General features: G+C 75.5%; 22 protein-coding genes and 1 pseudogene. 14 read left to right on the top strand and 9 right to left on the bottom strand.

What is annotated here, in order from left to right; genetic code table 11:
• Positions 1–224: 224 nt before the first annotated feature.
• Positions 225–830 carry a flavodoxin family protein gene (locus FKM96_RS04050; RefSeq protein ID WP_147794152.1) on the bottom strand — a complete coding sequence of 202 codons (606 nt, stop codon included), beginning with the start codon at positions 828–830 and terminating at the stop codon, positions 225–227.
• A 51-nt stretch (positions 831–881) separates the two neighbouring features.
• Positions 882–2,453 carry a malate dehydrogenase (quinone) gene (gene mqo / locus FKM96_RS04045; protein ID WP_246855327.1) on the bottom strand — a complete coding sequence of 524 codons (1,572 nt, stop codon included), beginning with the start codon at positions 2,451–2,453 and terminating at the stop codon, positions 882–884.
• 193 nt (positions 2,454–2,646) lie between these two features.
• Between mqo and FKM96_RS20520 the strand changes: the two genes are divergently transcribed.
• Genes FKM96_RS20520 through FKM96_RS04030 form a run of 4 tightly spaced genes read left to right on the top strand, consistent with a single transcriptional unit; the run spans position 2,647 to position 4,949 of the window.
• Positions 2,647–2,841, top strand: a complete 195-nt coding sequence (locus tag FKM96_RS20520; RefSeq protein WP_168216872.1) for a hypothetical protein — start codon at positions 2,647–2,649, stop codon at positions 2,839–2,841.
• Positions 2,838–3,368 carry a hypothetical protein gene (locus FKM96_RS04040; RefSeq protein ID WP_147794151.1) on the top strand — a complete coding sequence of 177 codons (531 nt, stop codon included), beginning with the start codon at positions 2,838–2,840 and terminating at the stop codon, positions 3,366–3,368. Before FKM96_RS20520 ends, FKM96_RS04040 begins: the two co-directional genes overlap by 4 nt.
• Positions 3,365–4,396 carry an NAD-dependent epimerase/dehydratase family protein gene (locus FKM96_RS04035; RefSeq protein ID WP_147794150.1) on the top strand — a complete coding sequence of 344 codons (1,032 nt, stop codon included), beginning with the start codon at positions 3,365–3,367 and terminating at the stop codon, positions 4,394–4,396. Before FKM96_RS04040 ends, FKM96_RS04035 begins: the two co-directional genes overlap by 4 nt.
• Positions 4,397–4,439: 43 nt before the next feature.
• Positions 4,440–4,949, top strand: a complete 510-nt coding sequence (locus FKM96_RS04030) for a DsbA family protein (protein WP_147794149.1) — start codon at positions 4,440–4,442, stop codon at positions 4,947–4,949.
• Positions 4,950–5,030: 81 nt separating this feature from the next.
• Here FKM96_RS04030 and nhaA read toward each other — a convergent pair whose 3' ends face one another.
• The gene (nhaA, locus tag FKM96_RS04025) at positions 5,031–6,416 is read right to left on the bottom strand and encodes a Na+/H+ antiporter NhaA (protein WP_147794148.1); all 1,386 of its coding nucleotides are present in this window, start codon (positions 6,414–6,416) and stop codon (positions 5,031–5,033) included.
• 191 nt (positions 6,417–6,607) lie between these two features.
• Between nhaA and FKM96_RS04020 the strand changes: the two genes are divergently transcribed.
• The gene (locus tag FKM96_RS04020; RefSeq protein ID WP_147794147.1) at positions 6,608–7,456 is read left to right on the top strand and encodes an SDR family oxidoreductase; all 849 of its coding nucleotides are present in this window, start codon (positions 6,608–6,610) and stop codon (positions 7,454–7,456) included.
• Between the two features lie 20 nt (positions 7,457–7,476).
• Here the strand turns inward: FKM96_RS04020 and FKM96_RS04015 are convergent, their stop codons facing one another.
• The 3 genes from FKM96_RS04015 to FKM96_RS04005 are packed head-to-tail and all read right to left on the bottom strand — an operon-like array spanning position 7,477 to position 9,130.
• Entirely contained in the window at positions 7,477–7,923 is a 447-nt protein-coding gene (locus FKM96_RS04015; RefSeq protein WP_147794146.1) for an HIT family protein, read from the bottom strand.
• A gap of 38 nt (positions 7,924–7,961) precedes the next feature.
• Positions 7,962–8,540 (bottom strand): DUF1697 domain-containing protein, encoded by a 579-nt coding sequence (locus FKM96_RS04010; RefSeq protein ID WP_147794145.1) that lies wholly within the window; start codon positions 8,538–8,540, stop codon positions 7,962–7,964.
• 26 nt (positions 8,541–8,566) lie between these two features.
• Positions 8,567–9,130: an NYN domain-containing protein gene (locus tag FKM96_RS04005; RefSeq protein WP_147794144.1), complete on the bottom strand. Its 564-nt coding sequence runs from the start codon at positions 9,128–9,130 to the stop codon at positions 8,567–8,569.
• Positions 9,131–9,236: 106 nt separating this feature from the next.
• Here FKM96_RS04005 and FKM96_RS04000 point away from each other — a divergent pair, with 106 nt between their 5' ends.
• The 9 genes from FKM96_RS04000 to hemQ all read left to right on the top strand — a co-directional run bounded on the left by FKM96_RS04000 (position 9,237) and on the right by hemQ (position 18,970).
• Positions 9,237–9,779: a MarR family winged helix-turn-helix transcriptional regulator gene (locus tag FKM96_RS04000; protein ID WP_246855193.1), complete on the top strand. Its 543-nt coding sequence runs from the start codon at positions 9,237–9,239 to the stop codon at positions 9,777–9,779.
• A 148-nt stretch (positions 9,780–9,927) separates the two neighbouring features.
• Entirely contained in the window at positions 9,928–10,443 is a 516-nt protein-coding gene (locus FKM96_RS03995) for a flavodoxin domain-containing protein (RefSeq protein ID WP_147794143.1), read from the top strand.
• A gap of 57 nt (positions 10,444–10,500) precedes the next feature.
• Positions 10,501–11,511, top strand: coding sequence for a LacI family DNA-binding transcriptional regulator (locus FKM96_RS03990; RefSeq protein ID WP_147794142.1), 1,011 nt, complete (start codon positions 10,501–10,503; stop codon positions 11,509–11,511).
• 343 nt (positions 11,512–11,854) lie between these two features.
• Positions 11,855–13,510 carry a glycoside hydrolase family 13 protein gene (locus FKM96_RS03985; RefSeq protein WP_210417364.1) on the top strand — a complete coding sequence of 552 codons (1,656 nt, stop codon included), beginning with the start codon at positions 11,855–11,857 and terminating at the stop codon, positions 13,508–13,510.
• A gap of 43 nt (positions 13,511–13,553) precedes the next feature.
• Positions 13,554–14,948 (top strand): ABC transporter substrate-binding protein, encoded by a 1,395-nt coding sequence (locus tag FKM96_RS03980; protein WP_147794140.1) that lies wholly within the window; start codon positions 13,554–13,556, stop codon positions 14,946–14,948.
• 1 nt (position 14,949) lies between these two features.
• Positions 14,950–15,879 carry a carbohydrate ABC transporter permease gene (locus tag FKM96_RS03975; RefSeq protein WP_210417363.1) on the top strand — a complete coding sequence of 310 codons (930 nt, stop codon included), beginning with the start codon at positions 14,950–14,952 and terminating at the stop codon, positions 15,877–15,879.
• A complete protein-coding gene (locus FKM96_RS03970) occupies positions 15,876–16,904 on the top strand; it encodes a carbohydrate ABC transporter permease (protein WP_147794139.1) in 1,029 nt (342 codons plus the stop codon). The genes FKM96_RS03975 and FKM96_RS03970 overlap by 4 nt, the downstream gene beginning before the upstream one ends.
• A 129-nt stretch (positions 16,905–17,033) precedes the next feature.
• A complete protein-coding gene (locus tag FKM96_RS03965) occupies positions 17,034–18,236 on the top strand; it encodes a ferrochelatase (RefSeq protein WP_147794138.1) in 1,203 nt (400 codons plus the stop codon).
• Positions 18,233–18,970 (top strand): hydrogen peroxide-dependent heme synthase, encoded by a 738-nt coding sequence (gene hemQ / locus FKM96_RS03960; protein WP_147794137.1) that lies wholly within the window; start codon positions 18,233–18,235, stop codon positions 18,968–18,970. Before FKM96_RS03965 ends, hemQ begins: the two co-directional genes overlap by 4 nt.
• A gap of 13 nt (positions 18,971–18,983) precedes the next feature.
• Here hemQ and FKM96_RS03955 read toward each other — a convergent pair whose 3' ends face one another.
• The 3 genes and pseudogenes from FKM96_RS03955 to FKM96_RS21290 all read right to left on the bottom strand — a co-directional run.
• Entirely contained in the window at positions 18,984–19,427 is a 444-nt protein-coding gene (locus FKM96_RS03955) for an META domain-containing protein (RefSeq protein WP_147794136.1), read from the bottom strand.
• Between the two features lie 273 nt (positions 19,428–19,700).
• A complete protein-coding gene (locus tag FKM96_RS21295; protein WP_246855192.1) occupies positions 19,701–20,066 on the bottom strand; it encodes a hypothetical protein in 366 nt (121 codons plus the stop codon).
• 181 nt (positions 20,067–20,247) lie between these two features.
• Positions 20,248–20,577, bottom strand: a pseudogene (locus FKM96_RS21290) (LLM class flavin-dependent oxidoreductase); the annotation flags it as partial.
• Positions 20,578–20,667: the final 90 nt, after the last annotated feature.

Raw genomic sequence — 20,667 nt, 5'->3', positions numbered from 1 at the left:
AGGTCACACGATGGCGACGTGACGGATCGTCGTTCCCTGCGGACTACACGGGTGACGCGCACGGCGGGTGTGGAGGGCACCGGCCGGCGCGCGGCGGCACCGTCCGAGCCCGCAGGGGGCGGCTCGGCCGGCTCCGCCGCACCCGATCGACCCCCGGGAGCAGCGCTCCCGGGGGTCGTTGCGGTTCCGGGCGCGGGTGCGCGGGGGCGAGGGATCGGCCGGCGTCAGGACGCGGGCGGGCCGAGCGGGGTCGCGGCCAGCGCGCGGGCCACGCCCACCAGGTTCTGCGCCATCGCGCGCCCGGTCGACCGGCTCCACTCGTGGCCCTCGTCGGTGCCGGAGTAGTCCGGCCCCGGGCCCGGCCCGCGGTTCCAGTAGGTCCAGCCCTGCGGTGCGACGGTGAAGCCGATGTCCACCAACCCGCCGGCGATCTCGGAGATGACGTGGTGCGCGCCGTCCTCGTTGCCGGTGACGACCACCCCCGCGACCCGGTTGTAGGCCACCGGGCGGCCGGCGTCGTCCGTCTCGGAGATCATCGCGTCCATCCGCTCCAGCATCTTCTGGGCGATCGACGACGGGTGGCCGACCCAGGTCGGCGTGGCGACGACCAGGATCTCGGCGTCGAGCACCGCGCGACGCACCGCCGGCCACTCGTCGGTGCCACCGAGATCGGACTCGACCCCGGGCGGGATGTCGTGGTCGGCCAGCCGGATGGTGCTGACCTCGACGCCGTGGCCCTCGAGCGCCTCGACGACGACGCGTGCGAGCTGCTCGGTGTTCGACGGCTGCGGCGACGGCTTCAGCGTGCAGTTCAGGACGAGGGCTCTCATGCCCCCACGCTCCTCCGCCGCCACGGATCCGGCGACCGGAGACGCGTGCGGTCAGGCGACCGGGGTGTCCCGGCGGCGGGGGAGGGTCGGGCGCGCCGGGCGGCGGGCGGCGGCGCGGGGGGACGCGTCGCGCGGCTCCGGGCCCGGCTCGTGGCCGACGCCCGGGTTCGGGTCCGTGCCGCCCGGGCGCGCCGGGTCCTCGGTCTCCAGGTCCGGGTCGGCGTCCGGGGCCTCGCCGGCGCCCGGAGCGGCCGCCGTCGAGCCCTCGGCGAGCTGCGGCATCATCTCCTCGAGCCGCGGACGCCAGCCGGCGTACCGCTCGGGGAAGCACCGGCGCAGCAGGTCGATCATCGCGGACGCCGCGGTGGACGCGCCGGGCGAGGCGCCGAGCAGGCCCGCGATCGACCCGTCGGCGGCCGTGATCAGCTCGGTGCCGAACTCCAGCACGCCGCCGCCCTTGCCGCGCTTGATGACCTGCACGCGCTGGCCGGCGGTGATGAGCTCCCAGTCGCGCTCGCGCGCCGTCGGCATGAACCCGCGCAGCGTGCGCATCCGGGCGTCGCGGGTCGCCAGCACCTCGCTGATCAGGTACTTCAGCAGGTCGAGGTTGTGCAGGCCGACCGCGACCAGCGGGATCAGGTTGCCCGGCCGGACGGTGCGGACCAGGTCGGTCCACGAGCCGGCCTTGAGGAACTTCATGCTCCAGCCGGCGTACGGGCCGAACAGCAGCGCCGGGTCGCCCTGGACCACGCGGGTGTCGAGGTGCGGGACCGACATGGGCGGGGAGCCGACGGCGGCCTTGCCGTAGACCTTGCCGCGGTGCCGCTCGACGAGCGCCGGGTCGGTGGTGCGGAGGAACTGGCCGCTGATCGGGAAGCCGCCGTAGCCCTTGATCTCCGGGATGCCGGCGTCCTGGAGCAGGCGCAGCGCGCCGCCGCCGGCGCCGATGAACACGAACCGCGCGTCGAGCGTCGACCGCTTCGGGCTGGCGTTCCACGCCCGGTCGACCAGGTGCAGCCGCCAGCCGCCGCCGCGGCGCCGGCTGATCCGCCGGACCTCGTGCTGCAGCCGGACCCGGGCGCCGCGGGCGACGAGGTCGTCGACCATGCGCCGGGCGAGGGTGCCGAAGTCGACGTCGAGGCCGTCGAGGGCGCGGGTGGCGGCCACGGGCTCCTCGGGATCGCGGTCGGCCATGATCAGCGGGGTCCAGGACGCGATGGTCTCGGGGTCCTCGGTGTACTCGAGGTGCGCGAACCGGGGGTGCGCGGTCAGCGCGGCGTGCCGGCGGCGGAGGTAGTCCACGTCGTCGGCGCCCCGGACGAACGTCAGGTGCGGGACGGCGGACCGGAACGAGTCGTCGGGCAGGCGGCCCTCGTCGCGCAGGTGGTCCCACAGCTGGCAGGACAGCGCGAACTGCTCGTTGATCGTCACCGCCTTGGCGATGTCGACGGTGCCGTCGGCGCGCTCGGGGGTGTAGTTCAGCTCGCAGAGCGCGGCGTGCCCGGTGCCGGCGTTGTTCCAGGCGTCCGTGCTCTCCAGGGCGATCCCGTCCAGCCGCTCGACGATCTCGATCCGCCAGGACGGCTCGAGCTCGGAGAGCAGGGTGGCGAGCGTGGCGGACATGATCCCGCCACCGACCAGGACGACATCGACCGGCTCGACAGTTGAGGGCACGACTCGATGGTAACCAGCGCACGCGGTGCTCGGTGCACCAGATCCACGCACCGGGCACCAGGGACGATCGTCCCGGCGGTCCCTCCGGGCTGCGGTGGCCGTTCGGGGTGCGAGGTCCGGGGCCTGGTGCCAGCGTGGGCCCATGAGCACCGACGACACCACGCAGAGCGGCTACGACCCCGCCGAGGACCCCGACACCGACCCGGAGATGCTCAACCCGCGCACCGGGACGCAGGCCTCCGGCGGTGACGAGGGCGGCGCCGACCCCGACGCGGACCCGGACAACCTGAACCCGCGCACCGACGGCGCGGACGGCGGCGGCGCCGGGACCCCGTGAGGCGGCTCGACCGCACGCTGCTCGACTCCTACCTCGGCGACCACCTCGCCGGGGCGGAGGGCGGCAGCGCGCGGTTCGGCCGCATGGCGGAGGCCTACGCGGACACCCCGCTGGGGCCGGCGCTCGCCCGGATCGCGCAGGAGGTCACCGACGAGCGCGAGTGGCTGCGCGACACCTCCTACCGGCTCGACGTGCGGCCGTCGGTGGTCAAGCGCGTCGGCCTGGCGGTCGTCGAGCGCGCGGGGCGGCTGAAGCCCAACGGGCGGCTGACCGACCAGTCCCCGCTGACCGCCGTGCTGGAGCTCGACCTGATGCGCGGCGCCGTCGTCGCCAAGCGCGGCCTGTGGGAGACGCTGCACATCTGGGCCGACGACCTGGGGCTCGACCCGGCGCAGCTGCAGCGGCTGCTGGACCAGGCCGACGAGCAGATCGCGACGCTGACCCGGCTCGGGCAGGTCGCCCGCGAGCAGGCGTTCGCGGAGGACGGCGAGCCGGGCGAGCCGGCCGGGACCGGGGAGGCGCGGTGAAGGTCGTCGTCATCGGCGCCAGCGGCAACGTCGGCACCGCCGTGCTGCGCCGGCTGCGCGACGACCCGACCGTGACGGCCCTGGTCGGCGTGGCCCGGCGCACGCCGCGCCGGACGCCCCCGCCGCCGTACGACACCACCGACTGGCACGCCGTCGACATCGGCGCGCCCGGCCCGGACGGCCCGGTCGTCGAGCGGCTGCGCCGCGTGTTCGCCGGCGCCGACGCGGTCGTCAACCTCGCGTGGCTGATCCAGCCGAGCCACGACCGCGACCAGCTCCGGCGGGTCAACGTCGACGGGATGCGCCGCGTGCTCGGCGCGGTGGTCGACGCGAGCGTGCCGCACCTGGTCGTCGCGTCGTCGGTCGGGGCGTACAGCCCGTCGTACTCCGACGAGCCCCGGGACGAGGAGTGGGACACCGGCGGGATCCGGTCGTCCGACTACAGCGTCGACAAGGTCGCGGTCGAGCGGCTGCTGGACGAGGCCGAGCTGCGGTACCCGACCCTGACGATCGCGCGGCTGCGCCCGGCGCTGGTCTTCCAGCACGCCGCGGGGCACGAGATCACGCGGTACTTCCTCGGGCCGTTCGTGCCGGCGGGGCTCCTCGACAACCGGCTGCCGGTGCTGCCGTGGCCCGCGGGGTTCCGGCTGCAGGCGGTGCACGCCGACGACCTCGCCGACGCGTACCGCGAGGCGGTCGTCCGGCAGGCGCGCGGGCCGTACAACGTGGCCGGGCCGGGGATCATCCGGGCCGCCGACGTGGCCGACGTCGTGTCGCGGGGCCGGTGGCGGGAGGTGCCGCACGCCCCGGTGCGCACCGCGCTGCAGCTGGCGTGGCACGCGCGGCTCGCGCCGGTCGGGCCCGGCTGGTTCGACATGGGGGCGTCGGCGCCGGTCCTCGACACGACCCGCGCCGAGCGGCAGCTCGGGTTCCACCCGCGGTACACCGGGGTGCAGGCGATGCGGCAGCTGGTCGCGGGGATCGCGCGCGGGGCGGGGACGGCGAGCCCGCCGATGCGGCCGCGCTGAGGCGCCCGCCAGGTCGGCGGCAGACGTCGGGCATGCTGGTGGCATGTCCGACGCCCCCCGGCTCGTCCTCGGCGACCCCGCCGCGCCCGTCACGATCACCGAGTACGGCGACCTCGAGTGCCCGTACTGCCGGGACGCCGAGCCGGTGCTCCGGCAGCTGGTCGAGGAGTCCGACGGCGGGGTGCGGCTCGTCTGGCGGCACTTCCCGCTGTTCCAGGTGCACCCGCACGCGCTGATCGCGGCGCTCGCGGCCGAGGCCGCCGCGGAGCAGGGGCTGTTCTGGGAGATGCAGCGGCTGCTGTTCGCGCAGCAGGACCGGCTGGCCGAGCCCGACCTCCGGGCCGCGGGCGCGCGCCTCGGCCTCGACCCGGCGACCGTCGCGGGCGAGGGCGCCCAGCCGTACGCCGACCTGGTCGAGGCGGACTACGTCGGCGGTCTCGAGCTCGGGGTGCGGGGGACGCCCACGCTCCTGGTCCAGGGGGAGCGGTACCGGGGCCCGGTCGAGCTGCCCGCGCTGCGCGCGGCGGTCGCGGCGGCGGCGCCGGCGCGCTGAGGCCGCGCACCCGCGGAACCCCACCCGTTCCTCGCGTCGACCCCCGATCGATCGGGGGTCGACGCGAGAAGAGGGTGGGGATCAGGAGCCGGCGACCCAGGGTCGCGGCGGCAGCCCGGCGGGCAGCTCGTCGCCCGGCGAGCACAGCGGCAGCCGGTCGCCGAGGACCCGGAGCAGCACCGTGCCGAGCACCGCCGCGATGAGCGAGCCCGCGAGGATGCCGATCTTCGCCTGCTCGACGAGCTCGCCCTCGAACGCCAGCTCGGCGATGAACAGCGAGATCGTGAACCCGATCCCGGCGAGCACCGCGCCGCCGAGCAGGTGGCCCCACCGCACCCGCCCGGGCAGCCGCCCGAGCCCGGTGCGGATGGCGAGCGTCGCGGCCCCGGTGATGCCGATCGTGTTGCCGGCCACCAGCGCCACCGCCACGCCGATCGTCACGCTCGACGTCGCGGCCGCGCGCAACGCCTCCGGGTCGAGCCGCACGCCCGCGTTCGCCAGGCCGAACACCGGCACGATCACGAACGCCGACCAGGGGTGCAGCAGCCGCTGCAGGCGCTCGCCGGCGGGCACCGTGGCGCGCGCCGCGAGCTCGGCCAGGTGCTCCCGGTCCGCGGTCGGCTCGGCGACCAGCCCGTCGGTCCAGCGGGGCACCTGCTCGACGTGGTCCCGCGCCATCGGCCGCGACGGCAGCAGCAGACCGACCAGCACGCCCGCGAGCGTCGCGTGCACGCCCGAGGCGTTCACCGCGAACCACAGGGCGACGCCGATGAGCGCGTACGGCGTCAGCCGCCAGACGCCGAGCCACCGCAGGACGAGCAGCCCCAGCACCAGCACCCCGGCGACGGCGAGCGCCGCGACGTCGACGCCGTCGTTGTAGAACACCGCCATCACCGTGATCGCGCCGATGTCGTCGACGATCGCCAGCGTCAGCAGGAACAGCCGCAGCCGGTCCGGGCAGGCCGGGCCGAACAGCGCGAGGATGCCGACCAGGAACGCCGTGTCGGTCGACATGACGACGCCCCAGCCGTGCGCGGCCTCGGTGCCCGCGTTGAACAGCAGGTAGATGACGGCCGGGATCGCCAGGCCGCCCAGCGCGCCGAGCGCCGGCACCGCGACGGTCCGGCGGTCCCGCAGCTCGCCGCTGGTGATCTCCCGGTTGATCTCGAGGCCGACCACGCAGAAGAACACCGCCATCGCGGCGTCGTTCACCCAGTGGTGCAGGCTCAGGTCGATCCCGAACGAGCCCAGGTGGAAGCCGGCCGACGTCGACCACAGCGCGTCGTACGCGTCCGAGAGCGGCGAGTTCGCCCACACCAGCGCGAGCACGGTCGCCCCGAGCAGGAAGACGGCGCTGCCGGCCTCGGTCGCGAGGAAGTCGCGCACCGAGGGGCTGACGGAGGGCAGGCGGACCCGCAGCGGCGGGCCGGGAACGGCACGGGTGGGCTCTGCGGCGTCCGTGGCCACGGGCGGCTCCCCTCGCGGTCGTTGACGGGCGGCTGACTCCGGGGCCGGACCCGGCCCCGACGTCGGACAACGCGGTGGGCAGCGCCAGTATGCCGACCCGGGGTCGTCCGGCGGGAGAAGGAGGGCGGGACCGGGTCGGTGACGGGCGGCGACGGGGCGGCGGCGCGGCGCCGATGGGCGACGATGGGGGCATGACGACCTCCGACGCCGCCCCGTCCGCCCCCGCCCCGCGCACCGCCCTCGTCACCGGCGCAGGCCGGGGCATCGGCCGCGGCCTCGCGCTCGGCCTGGTCCGCGCCGGGTGGGACGTCGCGCTCGCCGGCCGCACCCGCGCCCACCTCGACGCCGTCGCCGAGGAGGCCCGGGCCACCCGCCCCGGCGCCCGGGTCGTGGTCGAGACCGTCGACGTGGTGGACCGCGACGCCGTCGCCGCGGCGGTCGCGCGGGTCGAGGAGGCGTTCGCGGACCTCGGCGGGCTGGGCCTGCTCGTCAACAACGCCGGGGTCATCGAGCGGGCCGAGGTCGACCTGGTCGCCGACGACGTCGAGGACGTGTGGCGCGTGATCGAGACGAACGTGCGCGGCCCCCTGCTGCTCGCGCACGCGGTGCTGCCGGGCATGCTGGCACGCGGCTCCGGGCACCTGGTGAACATCAACTCCGGCTCGGGGCACCGGCCGTCGGGCGTCTACACGGGCTACGGCATCAGCAAGGGCGCGCTCGCGCGGCTCACCACGATGCTCGACGCGCAGTACGCCGGCCGGGGCGTCACGGTGCTCGACGTCGCGCCGGGCGTGGTCGTCACCGACATGACCCAGGCGATGCCGCTGCACGACGACCGCACCGAGTGGACGCCGGTCGAGGCGACGGTCGAGCTGGTGGACGCCTTCGGGTCCGGGCGGCTGGACGCGCTGCACGGCCGGTTCGTGCGCGCGGGCACGGACACCCCGGAGAGCCTGGCCGCGCTGGCGGACCGGATCGTGGCGGCCGACGCCCGGACGCTCCGCCTGGCCCCCTACGGCGAGGACGACCCGGTCGCCTGACGCAGCCGCACGCCCGGGGGTCAGAGGGCCGGGGAGTCCAGGCGGGCCGGGACGCGGGAGCCCTCGCCCGCGGCGCGCAGGACGTCGCGGAGGCGCTCGGCCGCCGCGTCGAGCTGCTCGGCGGGGACGTCCTGGCGGGCGTTCGCGAAGCTCAGCTCGCCCTCGCCCCACGCCGGCAGGACGTGCAGGTGCAGGTGCGGCACCTCGAACCCGGCGACCAGCAGCGCGGCGCGCGGCGCGTCCCACGCGGCCTGCTGCGCCCGACCGATCGCCTTGGCGACGACCGTCAGGTGCGCGAGCAGGTCGTCGTCGGCCTCGGTGAACGACGCCACCTCGGCGCGGGGCACCACGAGCACGTGGCCGTCCGTGATCGGGGCGATCGTGCCGAACGCCACCGCGCGGTCGTCGGCCCAGACGAACCGGCCGGGGATCTCGCCGTCGATGATGCGGGTGAACAGGGTCGTCATGCGGCCCACGGTAGCGAGGCCGCCCGCGCGCCGCGGTCTCAGGCGGCGAGCTTCTCCTGCAGCGCCAGCACCGTGCGCCAGTTCCGGGCGGTCCCGGTCCGCCCGGACATCCGGTCGAGCACCCCGGCGGTGACCTTGGACCGGCCGATGCCGTCCGGGTAGTGCACGTACCCCGCGCTGCCCCGCCAGGTCCCGCGCTCGCGGCCGTAGGAGGACAGGTCCATCCGGCCGTCGGCCTGCGCCGGGCCGTCGAGGAACACCACGACGAGGTGGGACGGGTCGCTCGCCGCAGGTCCGGGGTACGGGTTGGCCGCCACCAGGTCGTCGACCTGCGCCCGGGTCCGGACGGTGAGCGCGAGCGGGCGTCCGAGCCGCTCGCGCAGGCCGGTCGTCAGGGCCGCGGCCAGCCCCGCGGCGTCGCCGGGGGAGCCCGCGGCGGGCACCAGCAGCAGGTTGCCGGTGGTCAGGTGCGTCGAGACGTCGCCGTGCCCGAGGTCGGCCGCCGCGGCGCGCAGGTCGGCCATGGGCAGCGCGGACGTGCCGCCGACGTTCACGGCGCGCAGCAGCACGAGCACCCGCTCGCCGGGCGGGACGGGGTCGGGCTCCGCGATCGCCATGGCCCCACTCTGCCCGCCCGGAGGCGTCAGAGGTAGCGCAGCGGGTCGAACTCGTCGAGCGGGATGATCCGCAGCCGCGGCAGGGTGACGTTGAAGGCCTTGACGTCGGTCTCCAGGTCGAACGCCTGGAGCCCGCGGTCGGCGAGGTGGCTGAGCGCGGTGCTGGTGAACTCGCGGAACGCGAGCAGCCCGACGCGGCGGTCGCCGCCGAGCAGCGCCTCGATCTCGGGGGCGAAGTCGCCGTCGTGCGAGGCGAGCAGGACGTCGCCCTGCCGGTCGGCCAGCGCCTCCAGCGTGCGCTTGATGCCGATGTCGACGACCTTGCCCTCGCCGGCCAGCGGGATCGGCTGGTACCCGATCGCGAGCAGCGCCTGCACGAACGACATGGGCAGCGTGCCGCTGGTGGCGTTGAGGAAGAACAGGCCGCGCGGCTGCTGGCCCCAGGTGCGGTGCGCGAACTCCAGCACGCGCTCCCAGCGGGGCCGCTGCTCCGGGGTGGGCCGGCCGTTGAAGATCGAGGAGCCGAGGGTCGCGTCGATGTTCTCGCCGTCGACCAGCACGTACGTCGAGCGGACGCCGTCGTTCTGCATCGGGCCAGACTAGCCGCGCCGCCGGGTGCCGCCGCGGGAACACCGCCGGGACCGCCGGGGTTGGGTGAGGTAGATGCGAACGCATGGACCGGCGGACGGAGCGGCGATGACGGTGCAGGACACGGCGATGGCCCCGGGGCCCGCGGCCGGGGCGGTGGACGTGCGGGCCGCGGCGGTCGCCTGGGAGGAGCTGTTCCGCGCGCAGGTCGCGATCATGCGCCGGCTGCAGCGCGACCCGATCTGGGACCGCATCACGCTGCGGGAGTACGACGTGCTGTTCACGCTGTCCCGCGCGCCGGGGGGCCTGCGGCTGCGCGACCTGGGGGAGTCGAGCCTGCTCAGCCAGCCGAGCCTGAGCCGGATGGTCGAGCGCCTCGAGGAGGCCGGCTGGGTGCGGCGCGCCCCGGCGGCCGGCGACGGTCGCGGCGTCGTGGTCGGGCTCACCGCCGCGGGAGCGGCGCTGCAGAAGGACGTCGGCCGGCGGCACGTCCAGGCCATCGCGCACTACGTCGGCGGGGCCCTGGACCCGGAGCAGCTCGCGGCGCTCACGGACGTGGCCGGCGCGCTGCGGGCGGGCCAGCCGGCCATCCCGGACCTCGACCGCGGCGACGGCGCAGCAGGTCACGACGCGGACGCGGGCGCGCCGTGACGCCGCCCGGCAGGCCATGGGCCGGCGCACGGGGGGACCTCCGGCCCACGACGGGGCCTGGTCCGCGACGGACCATGGATGTCGGCGGGTCCGGGCCGGGAGGGGGTCGGACGCGACCGCCGCGACCCAGCCGCTGGAGGGCAGAGCGATGAACGTCCTGGTGACGGTGGCCTCGCGCCACGGTGCCACCGCGGAGATCGGCTCGGCCGTCGCGGACGTGCTGCGGGCCGACGGGCACGTGGTCGACGAGGTCGCGCCGGAGGACGTGGCCGACCTCGACGGGTACGACGCGGTCGTGCTCGGCTCGGCGGTGTACACGGCGCACTGGATGCCGTCGGCGCGCGACCTGGCCGCGCGGCTCGCGGGCGAGCTGCGGCGGCGGCAGGTCTGGGTGTTCTCGTCCGGCCTCGCCACGCAGCCCGCGGCGCGCGCGAACAGCCCGCACGAGCTGCTCGCGCTCATGCAGGACGTCGGGGCGGTCGGGCACCGGGCGTTCGCCGGGCGGCTGCTGCGCAGCGAGCTCGCGTTCGCGGAGCGGGCGATCATCGCGGGCGCCCGCGCCAAGGAGGGCGACCACCGGGACTTCGACGCGGTCCGGGCCTGGGCCCGGGACATCGCCGGGCAGCTGCGGGCGCTCGCCCCGCGGGAGGCCGCCAGCGCCTGACGGCCCCGGCGCGCGGGCGTGCAAGCCGCTTGCGCGATCACGTCGTAGAGTTGCGGCATGGCTGGACGGCTCGCGGAGGTCGCGCAGAAGGTCGGGGTGTCCGAGGCGACGGTGAGCCGGGTGCTCAACGGCCGCAGCGGCGTGTCCGAGCAGACGCGCCAGGCGGTGCTGACCGCGCTGGACGTGCTCGGCTACGAGCGGCCCACCAAGCTGCGCGGCGAGCGCGCCCGCCTCGTCGGCCTCGTGCTGCCCGAGCTGCAGAACCCGATCTTCCCGGCGTTCGCCGAGGTGGTCGGCGGCGCGCTCGCGCAGCAGGGCTACACGCCGGTGCTCTGCACCCAGACCGCGGGCGGGGTGTCCGAGGCCGACTACGTCGACCTGCTGCTCACCCAGCAGGTGTCGGGGATCGTGTTCGCCGGCGGCAACTTCGCCCAGCGCGGCGCCGACCACGACCACTACGCGCTGCTCGCCGACCGCGGCCTGCCCGTCGTGCTCATCAACGCCTCGATCGAGGAGCTGCCGTTCCCGCGGGTCTCCTGCGACGACGAGGTGGCGGTCGAGCAGGCCGTCGGGCACCTGGCGTCGCTCGGGCACACCCGCATCGGGCTGGTGCTGGGCCCGGTCGACCACGTGCCGTCCGAGCGCAAGCTGCACGCCGCCCGCGCCGCCGCCGCCCGCCTCGGCGTCGAGCTGGCGGACGACGCGATCGCCCGCAGCGCCTACTCGCTGGAGAGCGGGCAGGCCGCCGCGACCCGGCTGCTCCGGCAGGGCCTGACCGGCCTGGTGTGCGCGAGCGACCCGCTGGCCCTCGGGGCGATCCGGGCCGCGCGGCGCGCCGGACTGCGGGTGCCGGAGGACGTGTCGGTGGTGGGGTACGACGACTCGCTGTTCATGAACTGCACCGAGCCGCCGCTGACCACGGTGCGGCAGCCGATCGAGCCGATGGGGCGGGCCGCGATCGACCTGCTGGTCGGGCTGATCGGCGGGCACCCGGTGTCGACGGACGAGCTGCTGTTCGAGCCGGAGCTGGTCGTGCGCGGCAGCACCGCGCCGGCCCCGGGCGCCTGAACCGCCGGGGCCGTCGGCCTCGCCCCCGCCCGCCCGCCCCGCCTCGCGGCCCCTCGCGGCCGTGAGGTCGTCACACGTGGGTGAGGTCGGCGGGCACGAGTGACGACCTCACGCCCTTGTGACGACCTCGCGCCCCTGTGACGACGTCGCTCGGCCCCTGCCCTCGTGCCCGAGCCCCGGCGCCCCGTGCCCCCGCACGCGGCGTGTGCCCGCCCTCGCCCCCCCGTGTGTCGCGTTTCCATAACTTAACTGTCGACTTCTTGCGCAGAAGCCGTCGCCGGATTTAGTGTCCCTGCTACGCGGTCACCGACGACCGCGGACCGGCCGAGAGCAGAGGCACGCCGTGGTGCATCCCCCGAGCGACGACCCCACCTGGTGGCGGGACGCCGTGATCTACGAGGTCTACGTCCGCTCGTTCGCGGACGGCGACGGCGACGGCACCGGCGACCTCGCGGGTGTCCGCAGCCGGCTGCTGTACCTGCGGGACCTCGGCGTCGACGCGCTGTGGTTCACGCCCTGGTACGCGTCGCCGATGGCCGACGGCGGCTACGACGTCGCCGACTACCGCGCGATCGACCCGGCGTTCGGCACCCTCGCCGAGGCGGAGGTGCTGATCGCCGAGGCCCTGGCGCTCGGCATCCGGACGATCGTCGACGTCGTCCCGAACCACGTCTCGGACCAGCACCCGTGGTTCCGCGCCGCGCTCGCCGCGGGCCCGGGCTCCCCGGAGCGCGAGCGGTTCTGGTTCCACCCGGGCACCGGCCCCGACGGCGCGGGCATCCCGACGCACTGGGAGTCGAGCTTCGGCGGCGAGACCTGGACCCGCACGACGAACCCCGACGGGACGCCGGGGGAGTGGTACCTGCACCTGTTCACCGCGCAGCAGCCCGACCTGAACTGGACGCACCCGGACGTGTGGGCCGAGCACGAGGACGTGCTGCGGTTCTGGTTCGACCGGGGCGTCGCGGGCATCCGGATCGACTCGGCCGCGCTGCTGGTCAAGGACCCGGCGCTGCCGGAGCTCCCGGCCCCCGGCACGGCGACGCGCCCCGGCGGGCACCCGCACCTCGACCGCGACGAGCTGCACGACGTCTACCGCGCCTGGCGCAAGGTCGCCGACTCCTACCCGGGCACCCGGGTGCTGGTGGGGGAGGTCTGGCTGGACGACGCCGAGCGGTTCGCGGCCTACCTGCGCCCCGACGAGATGCACACCGCGTTCAACTTCGACGTCATGGCCCAGCCCTGGGACGCGGCCGCGCTCCGGGCGTCGGTCGACCGCACGCTGGCCGCGCACCGCGACGTCGGCGCCCCGGCCACCTGGGTGCTGTCGAACCACGACGTGACCCGCCCGGTGACGCGGTACGGCCGCGGGGACTCGTCGTTCTCCTTCGCCGCGAAGCGCGCCGGCACCCCGACCGACCTGGACCTGGGCACCCGCCGGGCCCGGGCGGCCGCGCTGCTCACCGCCGCGCTGCCGGGGTCGCTGTACCTCTACCAGGGCGACGAGCTCGGGCTGCCCGAGGTGGAGGACCTGCCGCCCGAGGCGGTGCAGGACCCGATGCACGAGCGGTCCGGCGGGGTGGACCCCGGGCGGGACGGCTGCCGGGTGCCGCTGCCGTGGTCGGGGGACCGGCCGCCGTACGGCTTCTCGGCCGGAGGGCTCGACGGGGCGACCGCCGGCCCGTGGCTCCCGCAGCCCGCCGGCTGGGCCGACCGGACCGTCGCGGCCCAGGAGGCCGACCCCGGCTCGATGCTCCAGCTGTACCGCGCCGCGCTCGCCCTGCGTCGCGCGGAGCCCGGCCTCGGCGACGGCGAGCTGCGCTGGCTCGACGCCGGACCCGGCGTGCTCGCGTTCGCCCGCGGCGACGTGCTCTGCGTCGTCAACCTGTCCGCCGGCCCGGTCCCGCTGCCGTCGCACCGCGGCGTGCTGCTGGCCAGCGGCCCCACCGACGGCACCGCGCTCGACCCCGACACCGCGGCCTGGCTCCGCGCCGCCTGACCACCGAACCCACCCACCGCACCACCCGACCCGAGGAGTGACGATGAGGTCCTCACGCACGACGGCGCTCGCCCTGACCGGCGCGCTGTCCTTCACCCTGCTCGCCGCGTGCAGCAGCGGCTCCGACGACGCCGGCGAGGGCGACGGCACGTCGGGCGGCAAGACCGTCCTGCGGGTCGTGTCCCTGCTGCCCGGCTCGGAGCAGGAGGCGTTCGACGCCTTCGACGAGCAGGTCGCCCAGTTCGAGGAGGCGAACCCGGACATCGACGTGCAGCCCGAGGAGTACGAGTGGAAGGCGACGACGTTCGCCGCCCAGCTCGCCGGCGGCACGCTGCCCGACGTGTTCGAGATCCCGTTCACGGACGGCAAGACCCTGATCGAGAACGGCCAGCTCGCCGACATCGACGCGCAGGTCCAGGCGCTGCCCTACGCCGACGACTTCAACCCGAACGTCCTGGAGGCCGGCACCGGCGCGGACGGCAAGGTGTACGCGATCCCGGCCAAGTCGGTCTACGGCATCGGGCTGCACTACAACCGGGCGCTGTTCGAGCAGGCCGGCCTCGACCCCGACGACCCGCCGACCACCTGGGACGAGGTGCGCGCGGACGCCAAGGCGATCGCCGACGCCACCGGCCAGGCGGGCTACGCCACGATGACGCAGAACAACACGGGCGGCTGGCAGCTCACCGTCGCCACCTACGCCCGCGGCGGCCGGGTCCAGGAGACGAACGACGACGGCACCTACACCGCGACGCTCGACAACGACGGCACGAAGGAGGCCCTGGAGTACCTGCACGACCTGCGCTGGGAGGACAACTCCATGGGCGCGAACTTCCTGCTGGACTGGTCGTCGATCAACCAGGCGTTCGCGGCGGGCCAGGTCGGCATGTACACGTCGGGCTCCGACGTCTACACCTCGCTGGTGCAGACCAACGCGATCAACCCCGACGACTACGGCCTGACCGCCGTGCCGCTCGAGGGCGACGACGCGGGCGTGCTCGGCGGCGGGACGCTCGCCGCGGTCAGCACCTCGGCCTCCGAGGCGCAGAAGGAGGCCGCCGTGAAGTGGATCGACTTCTACTACCTGCGCAAGCTCACCGATCAGGACGCCGCGGTGAAGGACGCCGAGACGCTCGTGGCCTCGGACCAGCCGGTCGGCACCCCGGTGCTGCCGATCTTCAGCCAGGAGCAGTACGACGAGTCGCAGACCTGGATCGCCGACCTGGTGAACGTGCCGCTCGACCAGATGACGGGGTTCACCGACGTCATCTTCGACCAGCCCCTGGTCCTCGAGCCGGCGGGCTCGACGCAGGAGCTGTACGGCGCGCTGGACACGGTGGTCCAGGCGGTGCTGACCGACGAGGGCGCCGACATCGACGCGCTGCTGGAGCAGGCGGACGCGGACGTGCAGGCGATCCTCGACAAGAACGCGGGCTGACGTGGCCCTGACCCACGAGGCCCGTGCCACCTCGCCGCGGCGGACCCCCCTCACCTGGGTCCGCCGCGGCGGGCTGAGCACGCTCGTCTTCGCGCTGCCGCTGCTGGTGGTGTTCGGGCTGTTCTCCTGGCTGCCGGTCGGCAGGGCCGTGGTGATGAGCCTCCAGGAGACCAACCTGGTCACGACCACCTGGGTCGGCCTGGACAACTTCAGGACGGTGCTCGCCGACCCGCTGCTGGCCACTGCGGTCGGCAACACGCTGTGGTTCGCGGCGCTGGCCCTGCTCTTCGGCTACCCCGTGCCGCTGCTGGCCGCGGTGCTGATGAGCGAGGTGCGGCGGGCCAAGGGCCTGTACAGCGCGCTGGCGTACCTGCCCGTGGTGGTGCCGCCGGTCGTCGCCGTGCTGCTGTGGAAGTTCTTCTTCGACGCGCGGCCCGAGGGCGTGTTCAACACCATGCTCGGCTGGGTCGGGGCCGGGCCGGTGCCCTGGCTGCAGGACGCGGACTGGGCGATGCCGTCGCTGGTGCTGGAGGCGACCTGGGCCGCGGCCGGCGGGACGATCATCATCTACCTGGCCGCGCTCACGTCGGTGCCGGGGGAGCTGTACGACGCCGCCGAGGTCGACGGGGCGTCGGTGTGGCGCAAGATCTGGCACGTGACGATGCCGCAGCTGCGCGGCGTCCTGCTCATCACGTTCATCCTGCAGATCATCGGGACCGCGCAGGTCTTCCTGGAGCCGTACCTGTTCACCGACGGCGGGCCGGCGAACGCGACGATCACGGTGCTGCTGCTCGTCTACCGGTACGCGTTCGGGCAGAGCCTCGGCGGCGACTACGGGGCGGCGACCGCGCTGAGCCTCATGCTCGCCGCGGTGCTGGCCGTGCTGTCCGTCGTGTACTTCCGCCTCACCCGGTCCTGGAGCCAGACATGACGACGTCGACGAGTCCCGCCGGTCCCGCGACGACGGCCGAGGTGGCCGCGGCGGAGGTCGCCGCCGGGGCGGCCGCCGCCCCGGCGGTCCCGGGCAAGCCCCGCCGCGGACCGCGCCTCGGCCGCCGCTCCGGGCCACGCCCCGACGAGGCCGACCGCGGCGCCCTGTCGCCCGCCGACTGGCGCCGCCCGCTGGTCCGCCGGTCGATGCGGCTGTCCCACGGCGTGCTGCTCGCGCTGCTGGTCCTGTGCGGCCTGGGCCCGCTGGTGCTGCTCGCGAAGTTCGCGGTCACCCCGACGCAGGACATCCTGCGCACCCCGCTGGCCGTGTTCCCGAACGGCGTCGCCTGGGACAACCTGTCGGCCGCGTGGAACGACGTGCAGGTGAGCCGGTACTTCCTCAACACGGTGGTGCTCGCCGCGGGGGCGTGGGCCAGCCAGGTCCTGGTCGCGACGACCGGCGGCTACCTGCTGTCGGTGCTCCGGCCGCGGTACGCGAAGGTCGTGCAGGCGGCGGTGCTGGCGACGTTGTTCGTGCCGGCCGTCGTGCTGCTGGTGCCGCTGTACCTGGTGATCCTCGACCCGCCCCTGCTCGGCCGGTCGCTGATGAACTCGTACTGGGCGGTCTGGCTGCCGGCCGGGGCGAGCGCGTTCAACGTGCTGCTGATGCAGCGGTTCTTCGACAGCCTGCCCCGGGAGGTGTTCGAGGCCGCGCGGGTCGACGGGGCCGGGCCGTTCCGGCTGTTCTGGTCGATCGTGCTGCCGATGAGCCGGCCGGTCCTCGGCGTGGTGTCGGTGTTCGCGATCATCGCGTCGTGGAAGGACTTCCTGTGGCCGCTGCTGGTGCTGCGGGACCCGGACATCCAGCCGCTGTCCGTGCGGCTGCCGTCGCTCCAGGCCACCACCGACCTCGGGGTGCTGATGGCGGCGCTGGCGATCTCGACGCTGATCCCGGTGCTGCTGTTCCTGGTGTTCCAGCGGCTGTTCCTGCGGGGCGCGGGGCTGGGTGGGGCGGTCAAGGGGTGACGCCCGCGCCCGCCGCCGGTGCGCGCCGCCCGCGCAGCCCCGCGATCTGACGCCCCGTCGTATCAAGATCACGCCTGAGTGGTCGGCCTCCCGGCGGGCGGGTGCGGGGGCCGATGGGATGATGAGGCGGTGTCTTCCCCCACCGTGACGGCGTCGTCGCTCGCACCGTACGACGCCCTCCTCCTCCTCTCGTTCGGCGGCCCGGAGAAGCCCGAGGACGTCCTGCCGTTCATGCGCAACGTGACCCGCGGCAAGGGCATCCCCGAGGAGCGCCTGGTCGAGGTCAGCCAGCACTACGCGCTGTTCGGCGGCCGCAGCCCGATCAACGACCAGAACCGCGAGCTGCTCGCCGCCCTGCGCGCCGAGCTCGACGCGCGCGGCATCGACACCCCGCTCGCGTGGGGCAACCGCAACTGGGAGCCCTACACCGACGGCGCCCTGGCGGACCTGCGCGAGCGCGGCACGTCCCGCGTGCTCGCGGTCGTCACCAGCGCCTACGGGTCCTACTCCGGCTGCCGGCAGTACCGTGAGCACGTCGCCGCGGCGCTCGCGGGCGTGGCGGGGGAGGCGGACGGCTGCTCCGACGCCGAGGCCGCCGCGGGCGTCCAGGTCGACAAGCTGCGGCACTACTTCAACCACCCGGGCTTCGTGCGCGCCAACGCCGACGCCGTGGTCGAGGCGTTCACCGAGCTCGCCGCGCAGGTCGGCCGGCCGGTCGCCGAGGTGGCGGCCGAGGCGCCGCTGCTGTTCGTCACGCACTCGATCCCGCTCGCGATGGAGGCCGGCTCCGCCGCCGCCCGCCCCGGGTACCAGGCCCAGCACCAGGACGCCTGCCGCGAGGTGGTGCAGCTGGTCGCCGCCGAGCTCGGGGTCTCGCCGGACTGGAGCCTGGCGTTCTGCTCGCGCTCCGGCCCGCCGTCGCAGCCGTGGCTCGAGCCCGACATCAACGACGTGCTCGCCGAGCGGGCGGAGGCCGGCACCACCGCGGTCGTCATGTCGCCGATCGGCTTCGTGTCCGACCACATGGAGGTCGCCTACGACCTCGACACCGAGGCGATGGCCACCGCGAAGGACCTCGGCGTCACCGCCGTCCGCGCGGGCTCGGCGTCCACCCGGGCCCCGTTCGTCGCCGGTCTGGTCGACCTGATGCTCGAGCGCGCCGCCGCCGAGCGCGGCGAGGACCCCGACCGGGCGACCGTCGGCGTGCTCGGCGCCTGGCCCGACCGGTGCGCCGTCGGCTGCTGCTTCCAGCGCGCCGGCGTCGACACGGGCCTGCCCACGATCAACCAGCAGCGAGCGGACGACACCAGCGAGGGAGCAGCAGCACGATGAGCACCACGACGCCGCCGGTCGGCGGGCACAGCCCCGAGACCGCCGACGAGATCAACGCCTCGATCCGGTACGCGATGTACGCGGTGTTCGAGACCACGGAGCCGCTGCCGGCCGACGGTGTCGAGCGGAAACGCTACGTCGAGGACGCGCTCGCCGCGCTGACCGGCCCCGACGCCCCCGAGGGCCTGGTCGTCCGCGGCTGGTACGACGTCGCCGGCCTGCGCGCCGACGCGGACCTCATGGTCTGGTGGTGGGCCCCGACGATCGAGGCCGTGCAGGAGGCGTTCCACCGGCTCCGTGCCAGCGAGCTCGGCGCGCACCTGCTGCCCGTGTGGTCCGTCGCGGCGATGCACCGCCCGGCCGAGTTCAACCGCGGCCACGTCCCGGCGTTCCTGGCCGGCGAGGAGCCGCGCGACTACCTGTGCGTGTACCCGTTCGTCCGGTCCTACGAGTGGTACCTGCTGTCCGACGAGGAGCGCCGCGAGCTGCTCCGGGAGCACGGCCACGCCGCCCGGGACTACGCCGACGTCCGCGCCAACACGCTGTCGTCGTTCGCGCTCGGCGACTACGAGTGGATCCTCGGGTTCGAGGCGGACGAGCTGCACCGCATCGTCGACCTCATGCGCGACCTGCGCGCCACCGGCGCCCGCCGGCACGTGCGCGAGGAGGTGCCGTTCTACACCGGCCCGCGCGTCGAGCTCGCGGACTGGGCGGAGCGGCAGCCGCGCGCCTGACCGGGCGCGTCGACTAGACGGAGTCCTCGGCGGGGGCGGGCAGCAGGCGGCTGACCCGCCCCTCGCCGTCGACGAGCACCAGCGCGCCGTCGGCCACGGCCGCGCGCACGGGGTGGGCCAGCAGGTCGAGCACCGCCCGCTCCCGGGCCATGTGCTCGGGCGTGCCGGCCATGAGCGTGGTCACCACGGGGCCGAACGTCAGCGTGCCGGTGCGGGTGCCGGGCGCGGCGTCGGCCGGCGCGGGCCGGCCCGGGTCGGCCGCGGGGCCGCCCGGGTCCGCGTCGCCACCGTCCGGGGCGAAGGACCAGGTGCCGCGCAGCCGGTTCACCCCGCCGGTGCCGTAGACCTGGCCGTCCCCGGAGAACGTCAGCGCCGGGTGCGCGCGCTCCGGACCGTCGTCGAGCGGCACGCCCGCGACCTCGGTGAACCGCCACGTGCGCCCGACGACCTCGTCCATGGCATCGATCCTGCCACCGCGCGCCGCGGCCCGCCGAGCGCGGTACCTCCCGGCGAGCGCGCCAGCTCCCGCCCAGCGCGGCAGCTCGAGCCACCGCGCTCGCCGCGGATGGCCGCGCTCGGCGTCCGGCCACCCGGGCCGCCTCTGCGCGCGGCCTACGCTCTCCGGCCCTGCCGCCTCCGATCGGAGGGGGCGGGACCGGAAGGCGTAGAGCGCGCGGGCGACGGCCGCGGGCCGGCGGCGGCGGGCGACTGGCTCGGCGCTCCGGCGGTGTCACCAGGCGGCGGCCAGGGCCTCCAGGGTCGCGATGCGGTCCTCGACCGCGTGGGTGGTCGCCGTGACGATCAGCTCGTCCGCGCCGGTGCGCTCCACGAGCTCGCGCAGGGCGGCGGCGGCAGGCTCCGCCGTGGTCGCGATCTGCGTGCCGGCCACCTTCGCGAAGAACTCCGCCGCCTGCACCGGGTCGAGGTCCGCGAGCAGCTTCTCGGCGTCCTCCGGCGTCTCGATCGGCGCGAGCGCGCCCCGGCTCCGCAGCCGCAGCGCCATGACCTTCGACGGCCCGGCGAGCCACTGCGCCCGCTCCTCCGACTCGGCCACGATCACCGACGCCGACACCATGAGGTGCGGGGCGTCCAGCACCGCGGACGGGCGGAACGCCGACCGGTAGACCTCGGCGGCCGTGGTCGTGATGCCGGTGCCGAAGTGGTGCGCGTACGAGAACGGCAGGCCGAGCTCGCCGGCGAGCTGCGCGCTGAACGTCGACGAGCCCCAGCAGCCACACCTCGGGCGTGCCGGCCGGCACCGGGGTGGCGCGCAGCCGCTGCGCGACGGCGGACGCGGCGCGGCCGGCGGGCAGCTGGCCCAGCAGGTGCAGCACGTCGAGCAGCTCGGCCGGGAAGTCCTCGGCGCCCAGGCCCTCGACGGTGCGGCGCAGCGCGGCGGCGGTCATCGGGTCGGCGCCCGGCGCGCGGCCGATGCCCAGGTCGACCCGGCCCGGGTGCAGCGCCTCCAGCATCGCGAACTGCTCGGCGATCACCAGCGGCGGGTGGTTCGGCAGCATGACGCCGCCGGAGCCGACCCGGATCCGCTCGGTCGACGCGGCGAGGTGCGCGAGCAGCACGCCGGGGGAGGTCGACGCGACCGCGGGCATGCTGTGGTGCTCGGCGACCCAGAACCGGCGGTAGCCCAGGGCGTCGGCGCGCGCCGGGCGAGCGTGGTGGAGTCGGCGAGCGCGTCGGCG

The sequence above is a fragment of the Cellulomonas sp. Y8 genome (assembly GCF_008033115.1).
Classification (GTDB): Bacteria; Actinomycetota; Actinomycetes; order Actinomycetales; family Cellulomonadaceae; genus Cellulomonas.
Note: the sequence above shows the minus strand (reverse complement) of the source record. Positions and strands in the feature narration are given on the sequence as shown.